Source organism: Micromonospora sp. NPDC007220 (genome assembly GCF_040634035.1).
Classification (GTDB): domain Bacteria; phylum Actinomycetota; class Actinomycetes; order Mycobacteriales; family Micromonosporaceae; genus Micromonospora; species Micromonospora reichwaldensis.
The window spans coordinates 848,088-866,065 of the sequence record NZ_JBEYEU010000001.1; the positions used below are offsets into that span (position 1 = coordinate 848,088).

At 72.6% G+C, this 17,978-nt stretch carries 20 protein-coding genes; 12 read left to right on the plus strand and 8 right to left on the minus strand.

The window, feature by feature from the left end; translation table 11 throughout:
- The first annotated feature begins 44 nt into the window (after positions 1-44).
- Entirely contained in the window at positions 45-275 is a 231-nt protein-coding gene (locus ABZ573_RS04130) for a hypothetical protein (RefSeq protein ID WP_327030478.1), read from the plus strand.
- A gap of 98 nt (positions 276-373) precedes the next feature.
- Here the strand turns inward: ABZ573_RS04130 and ABZ573_RS04135 are convergent, their stop codons facing one another.
- Together ABZ573_RS04135 and ABZ573_RS04140 are read right to left on the minus strand one after the other, a co-directional pair.
- Positions 374-1,126 carry a GH25 family lysozyme gene (locus tag ABZ573_RS04135; protein WP_358115444.1) on the minus strand — a complete coding sequence of 251 codons (753 nt, stop codon included), beginning with the start codon at positions 1,124-1,126 and terminating at the stop codon, positions 374-376.
- A 130-nt stretch (positions 1,127-1,256) separates the two neighbouring features.
- On the minus strand, positions 1,257-1,808 hold the full coding sequence (locus ABZ573_RS04140; RefSeq protein ID WP_192581384.1) for a Uma2 family endonuclease: 552 nt from the start codon (positions 1,806-1,808) through the stop codon (positions 1,257-1,259).
- Positions 1,809-1,909: 101 nt separating this feature from the next.
- On the opposite strand from ABZ573_RS04140, the gene ABZ573_RS04145 reads away from it, so the two are divergent.
- From ABZ573_RS04145 to ABZ573_RS04155, 3 genes are all read left to right on the plus strand, one after another.
- A complete protein-coding gene (locus ABZ573_RS04145) occupies positions 1,910-2,659 on the plus strand; it encodes a M50 family metallopeptidase (RefSeq protein ID WP_358115447.1) in 750 nt (249 codons plus the stop codon).
- 69 nt (positions 2,660-2,728) lie between these two features.
- Positions 2,729-3,229 (plus strand): SigE family RNA polymerase sigma factor, encoded by a 501-nt coding sequence (locus ABZ573_RS04150; RefSeq protein ID WP_132233334.1) that lies wholly within the window; start codon positions 2,729-2,731, stop codon positions 3,227-3,229.
- Positions 3,222-4,100, plus strand: a complete 879-nt coding sequence (locus ABZ573_RS04155; RefSeq protein ID WP_358115450.1) for a hypothetical protein — start codon at positions 3,222-3,224, stop codon at positions 4,098-4,100. The genes ABZ573_RS04150 and ABZ573_RS04155 overlap by 8 nt, the downstream gene beginning before the upstream one ends.
- A gap of 98 nt (positions 4,101-4,198) precedes the next feature.
- Here ABZ573_RS04155 and ABZ573_RS04160 read toward each other — a convergent pair whose 3' ends face one another.
- Positions 4,199-5,782, minus strand: a complete 1,584-nt coding sequence (locus ABZ573_RS04160; RefSeq protein WP_151454415.1) for an acyl-CoA carboxylase subunit beta — start codon at positions 5,780-5,782, stop codon at positions 4,199-4,201.
- A 105-nt stretch (positions 5,783-5,887) separates the two neighbouring features.
- Here ABZ573_RS04160 and ABZ573_RS04165 point away from each other — a divergent pair, with 105 nt between their 5' ends.
- Both ABZ573_RS04165 and ABZ573_RS04170 read left to right on the plus strand, forming a co-directional pair.
- On the plus strand, positions 5,888-6,763 hold the full coding sequence (locus tag ABZ573_RS04165) for a biotin--[acetyl-CoA-carboxylase] ligase (RefSeq protein ID WP_327030481.1): 876 nt from the start codon (positions 5,888-5,890) through the stop codon (positions 6,761-6,763).
- 84 nt (positions 6,764-6,847) lie between these two features.
- Complete coding sequence (locus ABZ573_RS04170; RefSeq protein ID WP_132233342.1) at positions 6,848-7,420, plus strand: PH domain-containing protein; 573 nt, start codon at positions 6,848-6,850, stop codon at positions 7,418-7,420.
- A gap of 172 nt (positions 7,421-7,592) precedes the next feature.
- On the opposite strand, the gene ABZ573_RS04175 is transcribed toward ABZ573_RS04170, so the two are convergent.
- Together ABZ573_RS04175 and ABZ573_RS04180 are read right to left on the minus strand one after the other, a co-directional pair.
- Positions 7,593-8,339, minus strand: a complete 747-nt coding sequence (locus ABZ573_RS04175; RefSeq protein ID WP_327030482.1) for a GtrA family protein — start codon at positions 8,337-8,339, stop codon at positions 7,593-7,595.
- 65 nt (positions 8,340-8,404) lie between these two features.
- A complete protein-coding gene (locus tag ABZ573_RS04180) occupies positions 8,405-8,950 on the minus strand; it encodes a GtrA family protein (RefSeq protein WP_151457548.1) in 546 nt (181 codons plus the stop codon).
- Positions 8,951-9,333: 383 nt separating this feature from the next.
- On the opposite strand from ABZ573_RS04180, the gene ABZ573_RS04185 reads away from it, so the two are divergent.
- The 4 genes from ABZ573_RS04185 (at position 9,334) to ABZ573_RS04200 (ending at position 14,779) form a co-directional block, all read left to right on the plus strand.
- Positions 9,334-11,175 (plus strand): phosphoenolpyruvate carboxykinase (GTP), encoded by a 1,842-nt coding sequence (locus tag ABZ573_RS04185; protein ID WP_151457547.1) that lies wholly within the window; start codon positions 9,334-9,336, stop codon positions 11,173-11,175.
- A 43-nt stretch (positions 11,176-11,218) separates the two neighbouring features.
- Positions 11,219-12,079 (plus strand): hypothetical protein, encoded by an 861-nt coding sequence (locus ABZ573_RS04190; protein WP_151457546.1) that lies wholly within the window; start codon positions 11,219-11,221, stop codon positions 12,077-12,079.
- Between the two features lie 740 nt (positions 12,080-12,819).
- Positions 12,820-13,977 carry a geranylgeranyl reductase family protein gene (locus ABZ573_RS04195; protein WP_327030484.1) on the plus strand — a complete coding sequence of 386 codons (1,158 nt, stop codon included), beginning with the start codon at positions 12,820-12,822 and terminating at the stop codon, positions 13,975-13,977.
- A gap of 31 nt (positions 13,978-14,008) precedes the next feature.
- Positions 14,009-14,779 carry an isoprenyl transferase gene (locus ABZ573_RS04200; RefSeq protein WP_132233354.1) on the plus strand — a complete coding sequence of 257 codons (771 nt, stop codon included), beginning with the start codon at positions 14,009-14,011 and terminating at the stop codon, positions 14,777-14,779.
- A gap of 33 nt (positions 14,780-14,812) precedes the next feature.
- On the opposite strand, the gene otsB is transcribed toward ABZ573_RS04200, so the two are convergent.
- The 3 genes from otsB to ABZ573_RS04215 all read right to left on the minus strand — a co-directional run bounded on the left by otsB (position 14,813) and on the right by ABZ573_RS04215 (position 16,698).
- Positions 14,813-15,637, minus strand: a complete 825-nt coding sequence (gene otsB, locus ABZ573_RS04205; RefSeq protein ID WP_358115459.1) for a trehalose-phosphatase — start codon at positions 15,635-15,637, stop codon at positions 14,813-14,815.
- A gap of 104 nt (positions 15,638-15,741) precedes the next feature.
- Positions 15,742-16,095, minus strand: a complete 354-nt coding sequence (locus tag ABZ573_RS04210; RefSeq protein WP_151455785.1) for a hypothetical protein — start codon at positions 16,093-16,095, stop codon at positions 15,742-15,744.
- Positions 16,096-16,257: 162 nt separating this feature from the next.
- Entirely contained in the window at positions 16,258-16,698 is a 441-nt protein-coding gene (locus ABZ573_RS04215) for an XRE family transcriptional regulator (RefSeq protein WP_151455784.1), read from the minus strand.
- Positions 16,699-16,962: 264 nt separating this feature from the next.
- On the opposite strand from ABZ573_RS04215, the gene ABZ573_RS04220 reads away from it, so the two are divergent.
- Positions 16,963-17,307 carry a hypothetical protein gene (locus ABZ573_RS04220; protein WP_089003683.1) on the plus strand — a complete coding sequence of 115 codons (345 nt, stop codon included), beginning with the start codon at positions 16,963-16,965 and terminating at the stop codon, positions 17,305-17,307.
- Between the two features lie 31 nt (positions 17,308-17,338).
- Positions 17,339-17,674, plus strand: coding sequence for a hypothetical protein (locus ABZ573_RS04225; protein ID WP_151455783.1), 336 nt, complete (start codon positions 17,339-17,341; stop codon positions 17,672-17,674).
- Positions 17,675-17,978: the final 304 nt, after the last annotated feature.

The following is a 17,978-nucleotide window of genomic DNA, read 5'->3' on the forward strand; positions in this document are numbered from 1 at the left end:
CCGTACGGGGTATCTGACCTTCACGACGGAAGGGAGGGTACGACATGGGTTACCGACGGAGGGACGCCCGGCCCCGAGTGGCACTGTGGATGCTCGTGGCCCTCGGCGACATCGTCCTGCTGCTCGCCGCCGCCGGCCTGCCGCTGCTGTTCGCGCTGCTCAGCGTCGTGACCGTCACCCTCGCCGGGGTGGGCGTCCGGCGCTTCGCCCGGCGGAACGCGCTCGCCCGCGAGAACGCGGCGGCCGTGCCCGTGGCGGCCCGACGGCAGGTCTGACGCCCGCGAGAGCGGCCTGGCGGCAGCCGGACCAGTTGTCGACCGTACGGTGACAACCGATCCCGCTGCCGCCAACCGCCTCCCCAGGCGAGTCAGGCTCAGGTGTTGTTGGCCAGGGCGATCAGCCGGCTCCGGTCACCGTTCCAGTGGTTGCGGTCGACCCCGCCGCTGATTCCGGCGACGCTGCCCCGGTCGGTGTACTGCCAGAAGCTCCAGAACGGCGCCCCGGCCGGCAGCGCGCCGACCGTGCTCGACCAGCGGGCGACCCAGAGCGGATGGTTCGCCCACGGGGCGCTCCAGCTGCCGGTGCACTGGTTCCACCAGCTCGTGGTGGTGTAGATGACGGCGTAGCGGCCGGTGCGGGCGCGGTAGGTGTTGAGGAAGTCCTGGACCCAGTTCCGCATGCCCGTCGTGCTCAGGCCGTAGCAGTAGCCGCCCGCGTACGGGTTGGCTTCGAGGTCCAGCGCGGCCGGGAGGGTGCGGCTGTCGGCCGACCAGGCGCCACCGTTGGAGGCCAGGTAGTTCGCCTGGACCGCGCCGGAGGAGATGTTGGGCCGGGCGAAGTGGTACGCGCCCCGGATGACGCCGGCGTTGTAGGCGGCCACGTAGTTCGTGTTGAACCGCGGGTCCTTGTAGCTGGTGCCCTCGGTCGCCTTGATGAAGGCGAACTGGATGCCCGCGTTGCGGACGCTGGTCCAGTTGATGGCGCCCTGGTAGTGGGACACGTCGATGCCGGGCGTGGTGGCGGCCGCCGCGGGGGTCGCGGTCGCGACGAGCCCCGCCGCCGCGGTGGCGAGGGCCGCGAGGGTGGCGGCCAACAGCTGCCGCAGGGATGTTCCGGTACGGGGCATGGATGCCTCCAAGGACGCCGGACTGAATAGACGTTCATCTTTGGAGATAAGCGCCCCGAATGGCAAGGGGAGCTAAGGAAATCTTCAGGAACGGCGGAAGTCGGCCGCCCTGACGGCGGGTGTCTCCGCCTCAGCGCAGCGTGGCCGGGTCGACGCGCCAGCGGATCGGCTCGGCCAGGCGGAACTCCTCGCCCGGCTTCGCCACCTGGTCCTCGACGTAGTGCGCGCCGTCGAGCCGGTGCAGCCGCAGCGAGTGGCCGGCGCCGTCCTGCTCCACCAGCAGGTACCACGGAATCCCGGCGATCGCGTAGAGCTGCATCTTGACCAACCGGTCGGCTGCCGCGTTCCCCGGCGAGACGATCTCGCAGACGAGGACCACCTCGCCTGCCTCGACGACGGTGCCCTCGTCGTCGGTGTCAGCCACCACCACGTCGGGGATGACAATGCGGTCGACGCCGAGCCGGACGTTCACCGCCTCGAAGACCAGTAGGCCCTGCGGCAGCGCTGCTGGCCGCAGGCTGTTCGTCAGGCTCCACGACACCAACTGGTGCCGCTTGCTCGGGGCAGGGCTCACGATCAGGCTCCCGTCGAGCAACTCGATCCGGTTCGACGTCTCGCTCATGGCGAGGTACTCGGCCTCGGTCCACAGGCCGACGTGGGGTTCCAGGGGTGCCGCAGTCACCGGCGTCCACCTCCCGCTCCTGTCGCCACCGGATCAGGCTTCCACGATACGGGCCGGAGAGGACGCAGTGACACAGGTCGGGGCCGGTAGGCTCGCGCCCCATGGTGTCGATCGACGGGCTCGGCGGTCTCTGGGACAAGCTGTTCGCGGCGCAGCCGGACCCACCGCCCCTGCTGGTGCTGCTGACCGCCGCGGTCGCCCTGGTGGTCGTCTCCACCCAACTGCCCTGGCGGATCGCCCGCAACGCCATCACCATCGCCCACGAGGGCGGGCATGCGCTGGTCGCCCTGCTCACCGGCCGCCGGCTGCACGGCATCCGGCTGCACTCGGACACCTCGGGGCTGACCCTCTCCGCCGGCCGGCCCACCGGCCCCGGAATGATCCTCACCCTGCTCGCCGGCTACGTCGCCCCGCCGCTGGTCGGGTTGGCCGGCGCGTGGCTGCTCGGCGGTAACCGGATCACCCTGCTGCTCTGGGTCGCCGTGGCGCTGCTGCTGGCCATGCTGATCATGATCCGCAACGTCTTCGGCGTGCTCTCGCTGCTGGTCACCGGCGGAGTGGTCCTCGCCGTCTCCTGGTACGCCGAGCCGCAGGTGCAGGCGGCGTTCGCGTACGCCGGGGTGTGGTTCCTGCTGCTCGGCGGCGTGCGGCCGGTGGTGGAGCTGCAACGGCTGCGCTCGCGGGGTCGGATGCCCGCCTCCGACGCCGACCAGCTCGCCGGCCTCACCCCGCTGCCGGCCCTCTTCTGGGTCACCGTCTTCGCCCTGGTCAACCTGGCCGCCCTCGGCGCCGGCGCGCTGCTGCTGGCCGGCCCGATCCTCACCGACGCCGGCCTGACGCACGGAAATTGACCGGTCGACCGGGCAACCGGCGGCACCGTCCGACGCGTGTCCCCTGCGACCGTCACGGGGAGGTAGCAGGTGCCGGACGTCGACGGATTCGACGAGTTCTACCGGGGCAGCCGCCAACGGCTGCTCGGCTACGTCTACGCGCTGACGGGCGACCTCGCCGAGGCGCAGGACGCCGTGCAGGAGGCGTACATCCGGGCCTGGCAGCGCTGGTCGACGGTGAGCGCGTACGAGGAGCCGGAGGCGTGGGTGCGGGTGGTGGCGAGCCGGATCGCGGTCAGCCGGTGGCGCAGCCTGCGCAGCCGGGCCCGCGCCTACCTGCGCCACGGCCCAGGCGAGAGCGTGCCCGGCCCGGACACGGCCACCGTCGAGGTGGTCACCGCCCTGCGCCGGCTCCCCGAGGAGCAGCGCACCGCGATCGCCCTCTACTACCTCGTCGGCATGCCGGTCGCCGAGGTGGCCCGGCAGACGGCCGCCCCGGTGGGCACCGTCAAGGCCCGACTCTTCCGGGGGCGCGCCGCGCTCGCCGGGCTGCTCGCCGTCTCTGACCTGGAGGAGGCCGCCGATGCGTGACGAGACGACGTTCGTCGAGCAACTGCACCGGGACCTGCGCGAGGTCCGCTGGCCGGAGCCGGCGGAGATCCGCGCCCGGGCCCGCAGGCGCAGCAGGCGTACGGCGGTGCTGGCGGCGGTCGCGGTGCTCGTCGTCTCCGCTTCCGCCGTGACGGTTGGGGGGTGGGCCGGGCGCGAGGAGGCGCCCCCGGCCCCCCTGTCGGCCGCCACATTCGCGTCGCCGGCGACCGCGGTGCGGGCCGAGATCCCACAGGAAGCCCTGCTCGCCCCCGTGGACGTGCCCCTGAAGACCGGTGTGTCGCTCGGCGCGGCCGGACTGCGGGAGCCGGTGCGTGTCGACCCGGTGCTGGAGTCCTGCGGCCGTGACCGGGGCGTGCCGTCGGACCCGCCCACGTCCCGCTACTCGCGGTCGCGGACGCTGCTGCGGGTGTCGGCGGACCCGACGACGCGACACCCCGCGCTGCTCACCCAGGACGTCTACCGGGTCGACCCGGGCCAGGGCCGGCTGGTCTTCGGTCTGGTCGGGATCCTGCTCGGCGCCTGCGCCGAGTGGCAGTCCACCGTCCGCACGCACCGCTGGGAGACGCCCGTCAGTGGCTTCGCCGGCGACGAGTCAGTGATGCTGCGCCACGTGTCGCTCCGCTCCCAGGATCCGGCCGCCGGGAAGGTGGCGGCCCCGGACGCGTCGGTCGAGGTCACCATGGTGGTGCGGGTCGGTGACCTGGTCAGCGTGGTCGTGACCGGCCCCGGCGCGCTAGAGGACAGGGTCGACGGAGCCCGCCCCGGCGACGGCCTGAGCTACGCCGACCTGGAGACGCTGGGCAGGACGGCGGCGCGCCGCATGTGCGCGTCGGCGGTCCCGGGCTGCTGACGGCCGGACCGGCGCGATTCCGCGCGACCCCGACACGACGCGGTCCGCCGGTAGGGGGCCGTGCCGTGCGGGCCGCGCGGAACCGCGGGCGGGCGACGTCAGAGCGGGATGTTGCCGTGCTTCTTCGGCGGCAGGGTCTCGCGCTTGGTGCGCAGCACCCGCAGCGCGCGGACGATCTGGGTCCGCGTCTCGTGCGGCGGGATGACGCTGTCCACGTAGCCGCGCTCCGCCGCGATGTACGGGTTGGCGAGGGTGTCCTCGTACTCGGCGATCTTCTCGGCCCGCACGGCGGCCGGGTCCTCGGCGGCGGCCAGTTCCGAGCGGTAGAGGATGTTCACCGCGCCCTGCGCCCCCATCACCGCGATCTGCGCGGTCGGCCAGGCGAAGTTCAGGTCCGCGCCGAGGTGCTTGGAGCCCATCACGTCGTACGCCCCGCCGTACGCCTTGCGGGTGATGACGGTGACCTTCGGGACGGTGGCCTCGGCGTACGCGTAGATGAGCTTCGCGCCCCGGCGGATGATGCCGTCCCACTCCTGGCCGGTGCCGGGCAGGAAGCCGGGGACGTCGACGAAGGTCAGCACGGGGATGTTGAACGCGTCGCAGGTGCGCACGAACCGGGCGGCCTTCTCGGAGGCGGCGATGTCCAGGGTGCCGGCGAAGTGCATCGGCTGGTTGGCGACCACGCCCACCGGACGGCCCTCCACCCGGCCGTAGCCGATGACCATGTTCTGCGCGTAGAGCGGCTGGACCTCCAGGAACTCGCCGTCGTCGAGGACGTGCTCGAGCACCCGGTGCATGTCGTACGGCTGGTTCGCCGAGTCGGGGATCAGCGTGTCCAGCTCCCGATCCTCGTCGGTCACGTCGAGGTCGGCGGGCGCGTCGAAGACCACCGGCTCGTCCAGGTTGTTCGACGGCAGGTACGACAGCAGCGCCTTGACGTAGTCGATCGCGTCCTGCTCGTCCGTGGCGAGGTAGTGCGCGTTGCCGCTGCGCGAGTTGTGCGTACGGGCGCCGCCCAGCTCCTCCATGCCCACGTCCTCGCCGGTGACCGTCTTGATGACGTCCGGGCCGGTGATGAACATGTGCGAGGTCTGGTCGACCATCACCGTGAAGTCCGTGACCGCCGGGGAGTAGACCGCGCCGCCGGCGCACGGGCCCATGATCAGGGAGACCTGCGGGATGACGCCGCTGGCCCGTACGTTGCGGAAGAAGATCTCGCCGTAGAGGCCGAGCGAGGCGACGCCCTCCTGGATGCGCGCGCCCCCGGAGTCGTTGATGCCGACGACCGGGCAGCCGATCTTCATGGCCAGGTCCATGACCTTGACGATCTTCTCGCCGAAGACCTCGCCGAGGGAGCCGCCGAAGACGGTGAAGTCCTGGGCGAAGACGCAGACCTGCCGGCCGTCGATGGTGCCGTAGCCGGTGATGACGCCGTCGCCGTACGGGCGGGTCTTCGCCAGCCCGAAGTTGGTGGACCGGTGCCGGGCCAGCTCGTCCAGCTCGACGAAGGAACCCTCGTCGAGCAGCATCTCGATCCGCTCGCGGGCGGTCTTCTTGCCCCTCGCGTGCTGCTTCTCGACCGCGCGCGCCGACCCGGCGTGCACCGCCTCGTCGACCCGCCGATCCAGGTCGGCCAGCTTGCCCGCGGTGCTGTGGATGTTGATCCCGGTCTCGGTAGTCACCCTGGGAATATAACGATGGTTCAGGCCGTCGCCGCTGTGCAGTTCGCCTCAGCCGGGCCGCGACGTCCCCGGTCGGCCGGACGGGGGCGGCCGTAGGCTGACGGGATGCCGGGCTCGCCGTACACCGATCTGGACCGCCCGCCGCTGTCGGCGGCGCGGCTGCGGCGGGCGCTGGTCGCCCCGCACGGGCCCTGGACCCGCCTGGAGTTGCGCGTCGAGACCGGCTCGACCAACGCGGACGTCGCCGAGGCGGCCCGGGCCGGCGAGCCCGAGGGCCTGGTGGTGGTCGCGGAGCGGCAGACCGCCGGGCGCGGTCGGCGCGGCCGGGCCTGGCAGTCGCCGGCCCGGGCCGGCATCGCCACCAGCGTGCTGCTCCGCCCCGGGGAGGCCGTCGCCGACCGTGGCTGGCCGTCGGCGCCCCAGACGGGGTACGGCTGGCTGCCGCTGCTCGCCGGCGTCGCCCTGGTCGAGACGGTGACCCGGCTGGCCGAGCTGGACGCGGGCCTGAAGTGGCCGAACGACCTGCTCGTCGGCGACGCGAAGTGTGCCGGCATCCTCGCCGAGGCGGTGCCGGGGCCCTCGCCGGCCCGGCCGCCCGCGATCGTGCTCGGTGTCGGCCTCAACGTCACGCTGCGCGCCGACGAGCTGCCGGAGAACCCGACGGGGCTGCCGGCGACCTCCCTGCAACTGGCCGGCGCGGCGGCCACCGACCGGGATCCGCTGCTGCGGGCGCTGCTGCGCGGGATCGCCGACTGGTACGGCGAGTGGCGCGCGGCCGGCGGGGACGCGGTCGCCAGCGGCCTGCGCGACGCCTACCTGGCGAGCTGCGCGACGATCGACCGGCAGGTACGCGTGCTGCTGCCCGGCGGCGACGAGGTGACCGGCACCGCGACCGGCGTGGACGCCGACGGCCAGCTCCTGGTCGCCACCCCCGCCGGCACCCGCGCCCTGGCGGCCGGCGACGTCCTGCATCTCCGCTGATCGCGGACTCCCGCCGCGCGGCTGATCCCCCGGCGGGAGGGGAGCGGCTACGGTCAGCGCGTCCGTTTCTGCGAGGAGGTTCCCGTGGCGTTCCCCGATGACGTGCTCACCGAGGACGAGCACGTCGTGCTGCACCTGCACCCGCACTGGAAGGCGCTGATCCGGCCGGTCGCGGTGCTCGTGCTCGCCGTCGCGGCGGTGGTGGCCGGACTGGTCCTGCTGCCGTCCGGCGGGGGCGGCTCGATCGCGCTCGCCGTCATCGGCGGCCTGGCCCTGCTGGCGGTGCTGTGGCTGGCCCTGTGGCCGTTCCTGGTCTGGCGGAGCACCCACTACCTCTTCACGAACGAGCGGGTGCTGCTCCAGCAGGGGGTGCTCTCGCGCGACCGGCGGGACATCCCGCTGACCCGGATCAACGACCACGCGATGAACCAGCGGTTCGTGGAACGTCTGCTCGGCTGCGGGACGCTCACCATCGAGTCCGCCGGCGAGCGCGGCCAGTCCGTTTTGCACGACGTGCCGGGGGTCGGCCGCGTGCAGACCAAGCTCTACGAGCTGGTGGAGGCCCACCACGACAAGCACTCCCTCGGCGACGACGAGATGCGCGACATCCTGGCGGACCTGCACGAGGGCAAGCCGCTGCGCGACCCGACCGCCTGAACCTGCGCGCCTCGACCGCCTGAACCGGCACGGCCCGACCGCCTGAACTGGCACGGCCCGACGGCCTGAATCGGTACGGCCCGACCGGCGCGGCCCGGGAGCGGGCCGGAACCGGTCGGGCCGGGACGGCGCATGGGTCAGGACGGGCGGGTGGGCCGGGACGGCGGGTGGGTCAGCGGCGGGGCGGGCGGCGGGTGGTGGCCTGGAGTTCGGCGGCCAGTTCCGCCTCCAGCTCCCGGTCGAGGGAGCCGCCGAGGCCGGCGTCGAGCGGGACGGGGCGCCCCTGGACCGGGGCCGCCGGGCCCGCCGCCGACGCGGGTTCGGGGCCGGGCTTGCCGCGTGGGGCACGCCGCGCGGCGCCGGGCGGTGGTTCGGACTCCTCCAGCTCGGAGATCGACTCGGCCAACTCGGCCACCGGGTCCATCTCGGCCATGGTGTCCCACTCGTCGCGCGGGATGCTGTGCCACGTCTCGGCCGCGTGGGCGGGCGCCGGTTGGAAGACGAACGTGCGGTAGGACCAGAAGCGGAACAGCGTCGCGAGCAGCACGCCACCGGTCTTGGCCACGTTGAGGGCCAGCAGGCTGGTCAGGCCCAGCCCGTACTTGGCGGCGGCCAGGACGCCCAGTTCGATGAGCAGGCCCGCCCCGTTGAAGAGGAAGAAGAGGACGTACTCGCGTCGCATGGCCGATTTGGGGCGATCCCGGTACGTCCAGTGACGATTCATCAGATAAGACGTGATCGTCGCCACCACGGTCGCGATGACCGTCGCCTTCAGTTGACCGTCCACGAAAACGGTCAGTGCGAGCACATTGAACACGGCGTAATTGATTACGGTGTTGACGCCGCCGACGATTCCGAACTTGAGCGCCTCGTGGATGAACTTCTGCCAGCGCTCAGGCAGCAGACGGACAAGACGCATGCGGAACACCTTAGGGCAGTGGGCGGGGCCGGCAGGCTCCGGCCGGGACGAAGGTGGGCGGTTGGTCACGCCCGGTGGTCTCGGTCGTGCTTCTCTTCCGGAACGGAGGGGGTTCCCGCTTCGACGAAGACGAACCGTCGGTAGGACCAGAACCGGAACAGCGTCCCGAGCCCGGTCCCGACGATGAAGCTGGCGATGTTGTCGGCCAGCGGGGTCTGGAACACCTCCGGCCAGATGCTGCCCAGGCCGTAGCGGCTGACCGCCAGGCAGGCCACGGCGATCCCCAGGCCGACGCCGTTGAAGAAGAAGAACAGTGCGTACTCGCGGGCCGGGTTGGAGCGCTTGCGGTGCCGCCACGTCCAGAACCGGTTGCCGACGAACGCCACGGACGCCGCGATCACCGTCGAGATGGTCTTCGCGGTGACCTGCTCGACGCCCCGCACGCTCGTCAGGTAGTTGAAGAGGGCGAAGTCGATCAGGAAGGCGATCCCGCCCACGGTGGCGAACTTGCTCAGCTCGCGGACCAGGTGGCCGAAGCGGTCCACCAGCGCGCGGACCAGACCCGGGCGGGTCTGCGGAGAGCCGGGCTCCCCGGTCGTCGTCGCGGCCACGACGCGAGCCTACCGGCTGGGGTCATCCCGCACGGGTAGCAACGGCGGACCGCTCACCCGGGTGTGCGCCTGTGGACAGAGCGTAACGAGATCGGACCGCCTGCGGGGCGGTTCACGGGTTCCGCCGTCCGGGGCACCGCCAGCCCGGCCGGTGACGGTTCCCCACAGGATTTGCGTGAAACTGCGCGTGAAAGCGGGTATTAGCTCGTGATGCCGCAGCGTGCCCGTACCTTGTGCAGTTCTTCACAACCAGTCCCACTGACTGGTGACCTCGCCCGGTTTACGCTGAGGCCAATCCCAGGTTTCCACGAAGACGACGCATAGCGCCGTCAAGACTCGTGCATCCCATAGATCGGTCAGCGTCGACCACAAGGAGATGTGTCATGGTTGCTCCGGCTACCGTTCGGGGTATCGATCAGGCCCCGACGTCCCACCCGAAACTGCTCGCCTGGGTCCGTGAGGTCGCTGAACTGACCACCCCCGACCGCGTCGTCTGGGTGGACGGGTCCGACGAGGAGTGGCGGCGCCTCACCGACGAGCTGGTCGAGGCCGGCACCCTGATCCGGCTCAACCCCGAGAAGAAGCCCAACTCGTTCTACGCGCGCACCGACCCGACGGACGTCGCCCGGGTCGAGGAGCGCACCTACATCTGCTCCGTCGACGAGGCGGACGCCGGCCCCACCAACAACTGGATGGCGCCGGCCGAGATGAAGCGGACGATGACGGAGCTCTACCGCGGTTGCATGCGCGGGCGCACCATGTACGTCATCCCGTTCTGCATGGGCCCGGTCGAGGCCGAGAGCCCCATGTTCGGCGTCGAGATCACCGACAGCCCGTACGTGGTCGCGTCGATGCGCATCATGACCCGGATGGGGGCCAAGGTCCTGGAGGCCATGGGCGACGACGCGGACTTCGTCCACGCGCTGCACTCCATCGGCGCCCCGCTCAACCCCGGCCAGCAGGACGTGGCGTGGCCGTGCAACGAGACCAAGTACATCTCCCACTTCCCGGAGACCCGGGAGATCTGGTCCTTCGGATCCGGCTACGGCGGCAACTCGCTGCTCGGCAAGAAGTGCTACTCGCTGCGGATCGCCAGCGTGATGGGCCGCGACGAGGGCTGGCTCGCCGAGCACATGCTCATCCTCAAGATCACCTCGCCGGAGGGCAAGGTCTACCACGTCGCCGGGGCCTTCCCGTCGGCCTGCGGCAAGACCAACCTGGCCATGCTGGAGCCGACCGTCCCGGGCTGGAAGGTCGAGACCATCGGCGACGACATCGCCTGGATGCGCTTCGGCCCGGACGGCCGCCTCTACGCGGTCAACCCCGAGTACGGCCTCTTCGGCGTTGCGCCCGGCACCGACTGGAAGACCAACGCCAACGCGATGCGGACGCTGGACCGCGGCAACTCCGTCTTCACCAACGTCGCCCTGACCGACGACGGGGACATCTGGTGGGAGGGCATGGGCGAGCCGCCGGCGCACCTGGTCGACTGGAAGGGCAACGACTGGACGCCGGAGAGCGACAGCCTCTCCTCGCACGCGAACAGCCGGTTCTGCACCCCGATCACCCAGTGCCCGATCCTGGCCGAGGACTACTTCGACCCGAACGGCGTGCCGATCGACGCGATCCTCTTCGGTGGTCGCCGCCGGGACACCATCCCGCTGGTGACCGAGGCCCGCGACTGGGTGCACGGGGTCTACATGGGCGCGACGCTCTCCTCGGAGACCACCGCCGCCGCCTCCGGTGCGGTCGGCGTCGTCCGGCGCGACCCGATGGCGATGCTCCCGTTCATCGGCTACCACGCCGGCGACTACTTCCGGCACTGGATCGAGATGGGCAAGGGCACCGACGGCGACGAGTCCAAGCTGCCGAAGATCTACTACGTCAACTGGTTCCGCAAGGACCCGGAGGGCAACTTCCTCTGGCCCGGCTTCGGCGAGAACTCCCGCGTGCTCAAGTGGGTCATCGAGCGGATCGAGGGGCGCGCCGAGGCGGTGGAGACGCCGATCGGCATGGTCCCGGCCCAGGACGCGCTCGACGTCGAGGGCCTCGACATGACCCCGGAGGACGTCCGGATCGCGCTGAAGGTCGACCCGGAGGAGTGGCGCAAGGAGCTCCCGATGGTCACCGAGTGGTTCGAGAAGTTCGGCGACAAGCTGCCGGGCGTGCTCTGGGCCGAGCTGGACGCGCTGCGTGCCCGGCTCGACGCGGCGCCGCAGCGCTGAGGACAGGTGTGACCGACGCCCCGACGGGGCATCATCGGATCCCATGAGGACGGCCGCCGCGACCGAGGTCCGGCGGCCGTCCGCCGTCCGGGCGCTGACCGCACTGCTCGCGCTGACCGCGGCGGCCACCGTCGTGGTCGAGCTGCTCAACTGGTGGTACGCCCCGGAGCAGGGCTTCGGGCTGGCGGTGCGGACGGGCTGGGCGATGCTCCGTTCGCTCGGCTTCCTGCTGCTGATCGGGCACGTCCGTCGGGGCCGGACGGTGGCCCGGCCGTTCGGGCTGATCCTGGCGGTGACCACGGTCTTCGCGGTCGGCCGGCTGATCGTGCCCCGGCAGGGAGTGCCGCCGCTGCCGGGGCTGCTCGGGTTCGCCCTGCTCACCGTGCTCTGCGCCGCCGTGGTCTGGCTGCTCTACCGCTCGTCCGCGGTGTCCGGGCACCTGGTCCGCCACCGGCCCCGCCTGGTCATCGACCGGGAGGGCATCTCCTGGCGGGAGACCCCGCCCCGCCGGCCGGAGGTCAGCGGTTGGCTGCTCACCAGCCGGGTCGCGGCGTTCACGTACAGCCCGCTCATGCTGGTCCCGGCGCTGGTCGCCGGCGGCGCGGTGCTGGACGACCGGCTCGCCGCCGTGCCCGCCGTGCTGCTCTGGTTCGCCGCCGGGATCGTGACCAGCTACGCGGTGCTCTTCTGCACCGCCTTCCTGATGCGCGGCAAGGGCTGGGCGCGCACGCTGCTGGTGGCCGTCACCGCGATCGTGCTCGCCGTCGACCTGCCGCTGTGCTGGTGGCTGCTCGGCCCGGACGGGCTGGTCCGCGACGGCGGCCCGCTGGTGGCTGCCGCCGCGCTAACGATCTACGGCCTCTGGCGCGCCACCCGCGCCGAACGCGCCACCCGCCCGGCGTAGGCCGCCCAGCCCGAGCAGGGCCACGGGCCCGTTCCCCACCCGCCCGGGGACGGTGCCTTCGCGCTGTCGACCTGCCCCGCCCACAAGACCGCCCTCAGGTTACGGCGCGTCGAACTGGCTGACCGCCCCGAACCGCCCGCCCTTCGCCCCGCCGACGAGACCGCCCGCGGGCCCGCCCCGCCCCGCCCTTCGCCCCCGCCCACGAGACCGCCCGCGGGCCCGCCCCGCCCCGCCCTTCGCCCCCGCCCACGAGACCGCCCGCGGGCCCGCCCCGCTCCGCCCCTCGTCCCCCCGCCCACGCAAGCGTCCGCGGGCCCGTCACGCCTAGCCCTTCGCCGATCTTGGTAGGAACATGCCCCTCCAGGGGCACGTAACTACCAAGATCTCCTGCGCGCGCCGTCATCCCGCGATGCGTGGGGAGGCGCCGTCGCTGCCGGGGAGGGTCCGGGGGACCCCGGACGGACCTCGGCGTCTGGTTCGTGGGCCGCCGGGAGGGCCCCGCGAGGGCTTCGGGAGGGCCCCGCGAGGGCTTCGGGAGGGCCCCGGGAGGACGCCGGGAGGCCCCCGGGAGGAGACGCCGGGAGGGCCCCGGGAGGGTCCCGCGAGGGCTTCGGGAGGGTCTCGGGAGGACGCCGGGGAGTTCGGGGTCCTCGTTGACGTGCCGGGCGGGTTTCGGCGCGGTGTGCGTCTGCGGCGGCAGGATGACCCGCAGGAGCCGGACCGGCGGTGGGAGGCGACGCGTGGGCGACGAGTCCGTGGGCGACGAGTTCGACGTGGTGGTGGTGGGGGCCGGTCCGGCGGGGTCGGCCGCCGCGCTGGCGGCCCGGCGGGCGGGGGCGAGCGTACTGCTGCTGGACCGGTCCGACTTTCCCCGCGACAAGGCGTGCGGGGACGGCATCGCCGCGCACGCGCTGGACGTGCTCGACGAGCTGGGGGTGCCCGACGCGGTGACCGGGTACGCGCCACTGCCGGCGCTGCGGCTGGTCGGGCCGGGCGGCGGCGCCGTGGCCCGGGCGCTGCCCCGGCCGGCGTACACCGTGCCCCGCAGGGTCTTCGACGCGCGGCTGGTGGCTGCGGCGGTCGGTGCCGGCGCGCGGCTGCGCCGGCACGCGGTGCGGCACGTCGAGGTGCGGGCCGACCGGGTGGTGCTCGACGGCGTGCTGGCGGCGCGGGCGGTGGTCGGGGCGGACGGCGCCGGGTCCGTCCTCCGGCGGACGCTCGGGCACCGGCCGAACCCCGACCGTCACCTGGCGCTCGCCATCCGGGGGTACGCCCCGGCGCTGCCCGGCCCGCCCGAACAGCTCATCGTCACCTCGGCGCCGCGCTGGCCGGCGTACGCCTGGTCGTTTCCGATCGGGGACGGCCGGGCGAACGTCGGGTACGGGGAGGTGCTGCGGGGCGAGCCGCTGACCCGGGCGCACCTGGTCGACCGGCTCGGCGCGCTGCTGCCCGGCACGGACCCGGCCACGGTCACCGACCTGCGGGCCCACCACCTGCCGCTGTCGACGCACCGTCCCGCCCCCGGGCGCGGCCGGTTGCTGCTCGCCGGCGACGCGCTCTCCCTGATCAACCCGTTCACCGGCGAGGGCATCTTCTACGCGCTGCTCTCCGGCGCGCTCGCCGGCGCGGCGGCGGCGGGCTCGCCCGAGCAGGCCGCCCGACGGTACGCGGCGACGCTGCGCCGCCGCCTCGGCACCCACCTGCGGCACAGCTCGCTCGCGGCGTGGCTGGCCCGGCGCCGGCGGGTGGTCGACGCGGCGGTCCGCGCGGCGGGTCGGGACGACCGCGTCTACCGGACGGTGGTGGAGCTGGGGCTGGGCGACGGGCGGCTCGACGCCCGCACGCTGGGCATGATCGGCATCGGTCTGCCGGCGTGGGAGCGGACTCCGAGGCGGTGATTCGGCGCGCAGGTCGCTACGCTGCAAGGTGATGACTCTGCGGGACCTGATCTATTCCGTGTACGAGCGTCGCCTCACGGCGAAGCTCGCGGGCAAGCCGGTGCCCCGGCACGTCGGCGTGATGTGCGACGGCAACCGCAGGTGGGCCCGGGAGATGGGCTACGTCGACCCGAACGATGGTCACCGGATGGGCGCCGTCAAGATCAAGCACATGCTGGGCTGGTGCAACCAGGCCGGCATCGAGCACGTGACGCTCTACCTCCTGGCCACCGACAACCTGCGCCGACCGGCCAAGGAGCTCGACCCGCTGCTCCAGATCATCGAGGACCTGGTGGTCGAGCTGGCCGAGGAGGGCAATCCCTGGCGGCTGCGCATGGTCGGCGCGCTCGACCTGCTCCCGGCCTCGACCGCCGCCGCGCTGAAGGCCGCCGAGGAACGCACCCGGGACCGCAGCGGCGGGACCGAGGTCAACATCGCGGTCGGCTACGGCGGCCGGCGGGAGATCACCGACGCGGTGCGGTCGCTGCTGCTGGAGTACGCCGCCAACGGCGGCACCCTCGAGGAACTGGCCGAGGTGCTGGACGTCGAGCACATCGCCGAGCACCTCTACACCCGGGGCCAGCCCGACCCCGACCTGGTCATCCGCACCAGCGGTGAGCAGCGCCTCTCCGGCTTCATGCTGTGGCAGTCGGCGCACTCGGAGTTCTACTTCTGCGAGCTCAACTGGCCGGACTTCCGGCACATCGACTTCCTGCGCGCCCTGCGCTCGTACGCCAACCGCCAGCGCCGCTACGGCGCCTGACCGACCCGGAGCACCTCGCCGGCCCCGAGGGCGTCAGGTGAGGTGTCGGGTGGCGTCGGTGAGGAACGTGCCGAGGGCGGCGGGGGAGTCCAGGGTCAGGTCGGCGGCCTCCGCGACCTCGTGGCCCGTCTCCGGGTTGGCGACGGCGACGCAGACGCCGAAGAAGTCCGGATCGGCGGCGGCCCGGGCCCGCAGCGCGGCGAACGCCTTGATGTCGGAGACGTCGTCGCCGAAGTACCAGGCGCCCTCGGCGTCCCGGACGATCTCGTCGATCACCATGCCCTTGTCGCGGTCGACCGGGGGCTTGAGCTCCAGCACCATCCGCCCGGCCTGGACCTTGAGCCCGAGCCGCTCGGCCTGGGCCTGGCCCCACCGCTCCACGGCCGCGCCGAGCTGCGGCGCGGTGCGCCAGTGCAGCGCCACGGAGAGCCGCTTGTATTCCACCAGCGCGCCCTCGGGCAGCTCGGCCCGGGCCAGGTCGGCCAGCTCGGCCATGGTGGGCACCCAGGGCAGGGCCGCCGGCTCCGTCACGGTCTCGCCGCCGGAGTGGCTGTGCTCCAGGCCGTAGAGGCCGTACAGGTCGACGCCGGTGAGCCCCCCGAGGTGGTCGCGGAGGAAGTCGACCGGGCGCGCGGAGACGATCGCGATCCGCCGTACGACCGGGGCGAGCGCCTCGATCGCCGCCAGCACCTTCGGGGCGGGACGCACGGCGGTGGGATCGTCGTCGACAGGCGCCAGGGTGCCGTCGAAGTCGAAGAAGAGCACGGTCCTGGCCGCCCTCCCGGCGGTCGTCCGCCAGGCCTGGTCGGCGTCCAACGGGTTCCTCGGCTGCTGGTTGCCCAGATTCAACGGCGGCACGCGCGACAGCGTACCCCGGGCGGGGCGGCTCAATCCCCGGCCGAGAGGTGGCCTCCGACCGGCGCCTCGGGGGGCGCGCGGTCGGGGTGCGACGGGCCCGACGGTCAGCGTTCGGCGGCTCCCCGTCCCCGCCGGCCGAACGGCACGACGGCGGCCTCCTGGCCGTGGTTGAGCAGGTAACCCTCGACGAACCCGCTGTTGCGGTCGCCGGTGCGGTCCTCGATCTCCTGCAGCTTGTTGACCAGGAATTCGGTCAGGGCGCTGACCTTGTTGTCGAGCCGGTCGTGCAGCTCGGCGACCACGGCCAGGATCACCGCGGTGCCGGCGCAGGTGAGCGCGACGAGGTTGACGAGCAGGGGAAGCTGCCCGCCGTTGACCGCCAGGGTCACCACGTTTCCGGTCACGCCCAGTGTCAGCGACACGGTGGCGATCACGACTGCCATCCACTTCAGGGTCATGGACAGACCCCTCCTTCTGTCCCGCAGGGCTGGGTTCGGCCTTGTCCCGTCCCCCCGCCGACGACGAGCCCAAGCAGTACGAGTACGGACGCTAGCGCGCCCGTTCCGGCCCCGGAGCGAAACGAATGAGTCTGACCTGCCGTTCTTTCGCCATCTGAGGAACTAGCCGGCCTGTTTACCTCGTTTTCGGACATGGACCGGGAGGGTGGGGCGATACGCGAGATATCTGATGGTTTCCCGGATGTGGAACTTCTCCGCGTCGGAGACGTCGGGGTCCACGAGCCGCCGCAGCAGCGCCTCCACGTCCGGGTCCATCGGCGGCGTGGCCGGGGTGCTGCGCGGGGCGGTCGCGCGTTCCCAGCCCAGCGCGGCGAAGGCGGTCGCCGGGCTGAGGCCGAGGCCCTCGCAGAACGCCACCACGCGTTCGGCCTCCGGGTCGCTCGCCCAGTCGCCCCGGACCCAGCGGTTGATGGTCTGCCGGGAGACGCCGGTGCGACGGGACACCTCGGTGCCGCTCCACGCCCGGGTGGCCCGGGCCTCGTCGAGCGCCCTCCGGACGAAGGTGGCGAAGGCGATCTTCCGTGCGTTGGCCGTCTCGGTCACCCGGTGACGGTACGACCATCCGGCCACCGGTGCGTGTCCTGGCACGCTGTTGTCACGCGGACGTGACGTGTTCTTCGGGATGCCGGTAAACGATCCGGCACCGCTTCTGAGGGGTGTCACCTGGGCAGAATAGATGCCCGTAGAGGCCGCCGTAAACGGACGAAAAGCTGATACTGTCACGCCCATGAGACAATCTACGGTGTGTCACGTGCATGAGACGATCAGTGCTCACATGCGTCACGCCCCCGGCGCGAGGGGGGTGTGGTGACCGAGCTAGCCACCCGTGCCCAGGCCTTCGGCCTGATCGCGGAGGGGGTGGCCACGGGCCTGAGCGCGCCATGGCGGCTCTATCTCGCCCGGGGCTGCCGTTACCTGTCACTCAGCGTCGGCGACCGCACCGAGTGGGACGCCTGGCGTACCCACCTCGGCTGCCCCGAGGTCAGCGTCCGCGTGTACGACGCCGGCGGGGAGATCCGCCGCTCCTCGGTGGCCGAGGTCGTCCTGGACGGCTGCCGGATCAGCGTCGAGCTGGTCGAGGAGGTCAGCACCGACGACCTGGACCGGCTCCTGGTCGCCGAGCCCACGCCGACCGAGCCGGAGGAGCGATGAAGCGGGACCCGCGGCGCACCGGAGCCGCCGGATGAGCCCCTTCCTCGCCGTCTTCCTCGTCCTCGTCCTCGGCGCCACGAGCTACGCGGCCGGGCGGCTGCACGGCCAGCTCAGCTACCGCATCGGCTACCGGTTCGGCTACCGGCAGGGCTACTTCGACGGCGACCGGGGGGCCTGGAACCGACGTCGCCGCGACGCCCAGGCCGCCATCGCGTCCGCCCTGGCCGGCCCGTCGCCCGCCACCGCCCGGGTCACCGGCACGGTGGTGCGGCCCGGCACCACGTACACCGGCTCGTCGTTCTCGACGCCGGTCGCCCCGGTCGCCGGGCGGCACCCGACCGGCACCCTGGTCCGGCGGACCGGTTGAATCCCGGTCGACGGGGAGCCCGAGGCCCTGTCGACCGGAACCAGGACACGGTGCGTCGTCCGCGGCGGACACGCACCGTCGGGACCACGTCAGACCGGTGACGGTGGTTCCCGCCGGCCGGGGTGCGCGCAGGGGGCATGCATCCCGGCCGGATCCGCCGCCGGCCGAGTTCACCCGCCGGTCCCCGGAGATCCACCGCCGACCTCTAGCCGACGGGGTCCGACGCGGCTAGCGTCTAGGCATGGCACGGGGTTCTCCCGGGCCAGCCGGTCCGCCCGGATCTGCGACCTCGCGCACGGGGTTC

Bases quoted from the DNA above. Each gene is read 5' to 3' on its own strand.
- ABZ573_RS04145 (WP_358115447.1), top strand. From the start codon at position 1,910: ATGGTGTCGATCGACGGGCTCGGCGGTCTCTGGGACAAGCTGTTCGCG.
- ABZ573_RS04135 (WP_358115444.1), bottom strand. From the start codon at position 1,126: ATGCCCCGTACCGGAACATCCCTGCGGCAGCTGTTGGCCGCCACCCTC.
- ABZ573_RS04130 (WP_327030478.1), top strand. From the start codon at position 45: ATGGGTTACCGACGGAGGGACGCCCGGCCCCGAGTGGCACTGTGGATG.
- ABZ573_RS04155 (WP_358115450.1), top strand. From the start codon at position 3,222: ATGCGTGACGAGACGACGTTCGTCGAGCAACTGCACCGGGACCTGCGC.
- ABZ573_RS04200 (WP_132233354.1), top strand. From the start codon at position 14,009: ATGACTCTGCGGGACCTGATCTATTCCGTGTACGAGCGTCGCCTCACG.
- ABZ573_RS04190 (WP_151457546.1), top strand. From the start codon at position 11,219: ATGAGGACGGCCGCCGCGACCGAGGTCCGGCGGCCGTCCGCCGTCCGG.
- ABZ573_RS04165 (WP_327030481.1), top strand. From the start codon at position 5,888: ATGCCGGGCTCGCCGTACACCGATCTGGACCGCCCGCCGCTGTCGGCG.
- ABZ573_RS04225 (WP_151455783.1), top strand. From the start codon at position 17,339: ATGAGCCCCTTCCTCGCCGTCTTCCTCGTCCTCGTCCTCGGCGCCACG.
- ABZ573_RS04185 (WP_151457547.1), top strand. From the start codon at position 9,334: ATGGTTGCTCCGGCTACCGTTCGGGGTATCGATCAGGCCCCGACGTCC.
- ABZ573_RS04175 (WP_327030482.1), bottom strand. From the start codon at position 8,339: ATGCGTCTTGTCCGTCTGCTGCCTGAGCGCTGGCAGAAGTTCATCCAC.
- ABZ573_RS04210 (WP_151455785.1), bottom strand. From the start codon at position 16,095: ATGACCCTGAAGTGGATGGCAGTCGTGATCGCCACCGTGTCGCTGACA.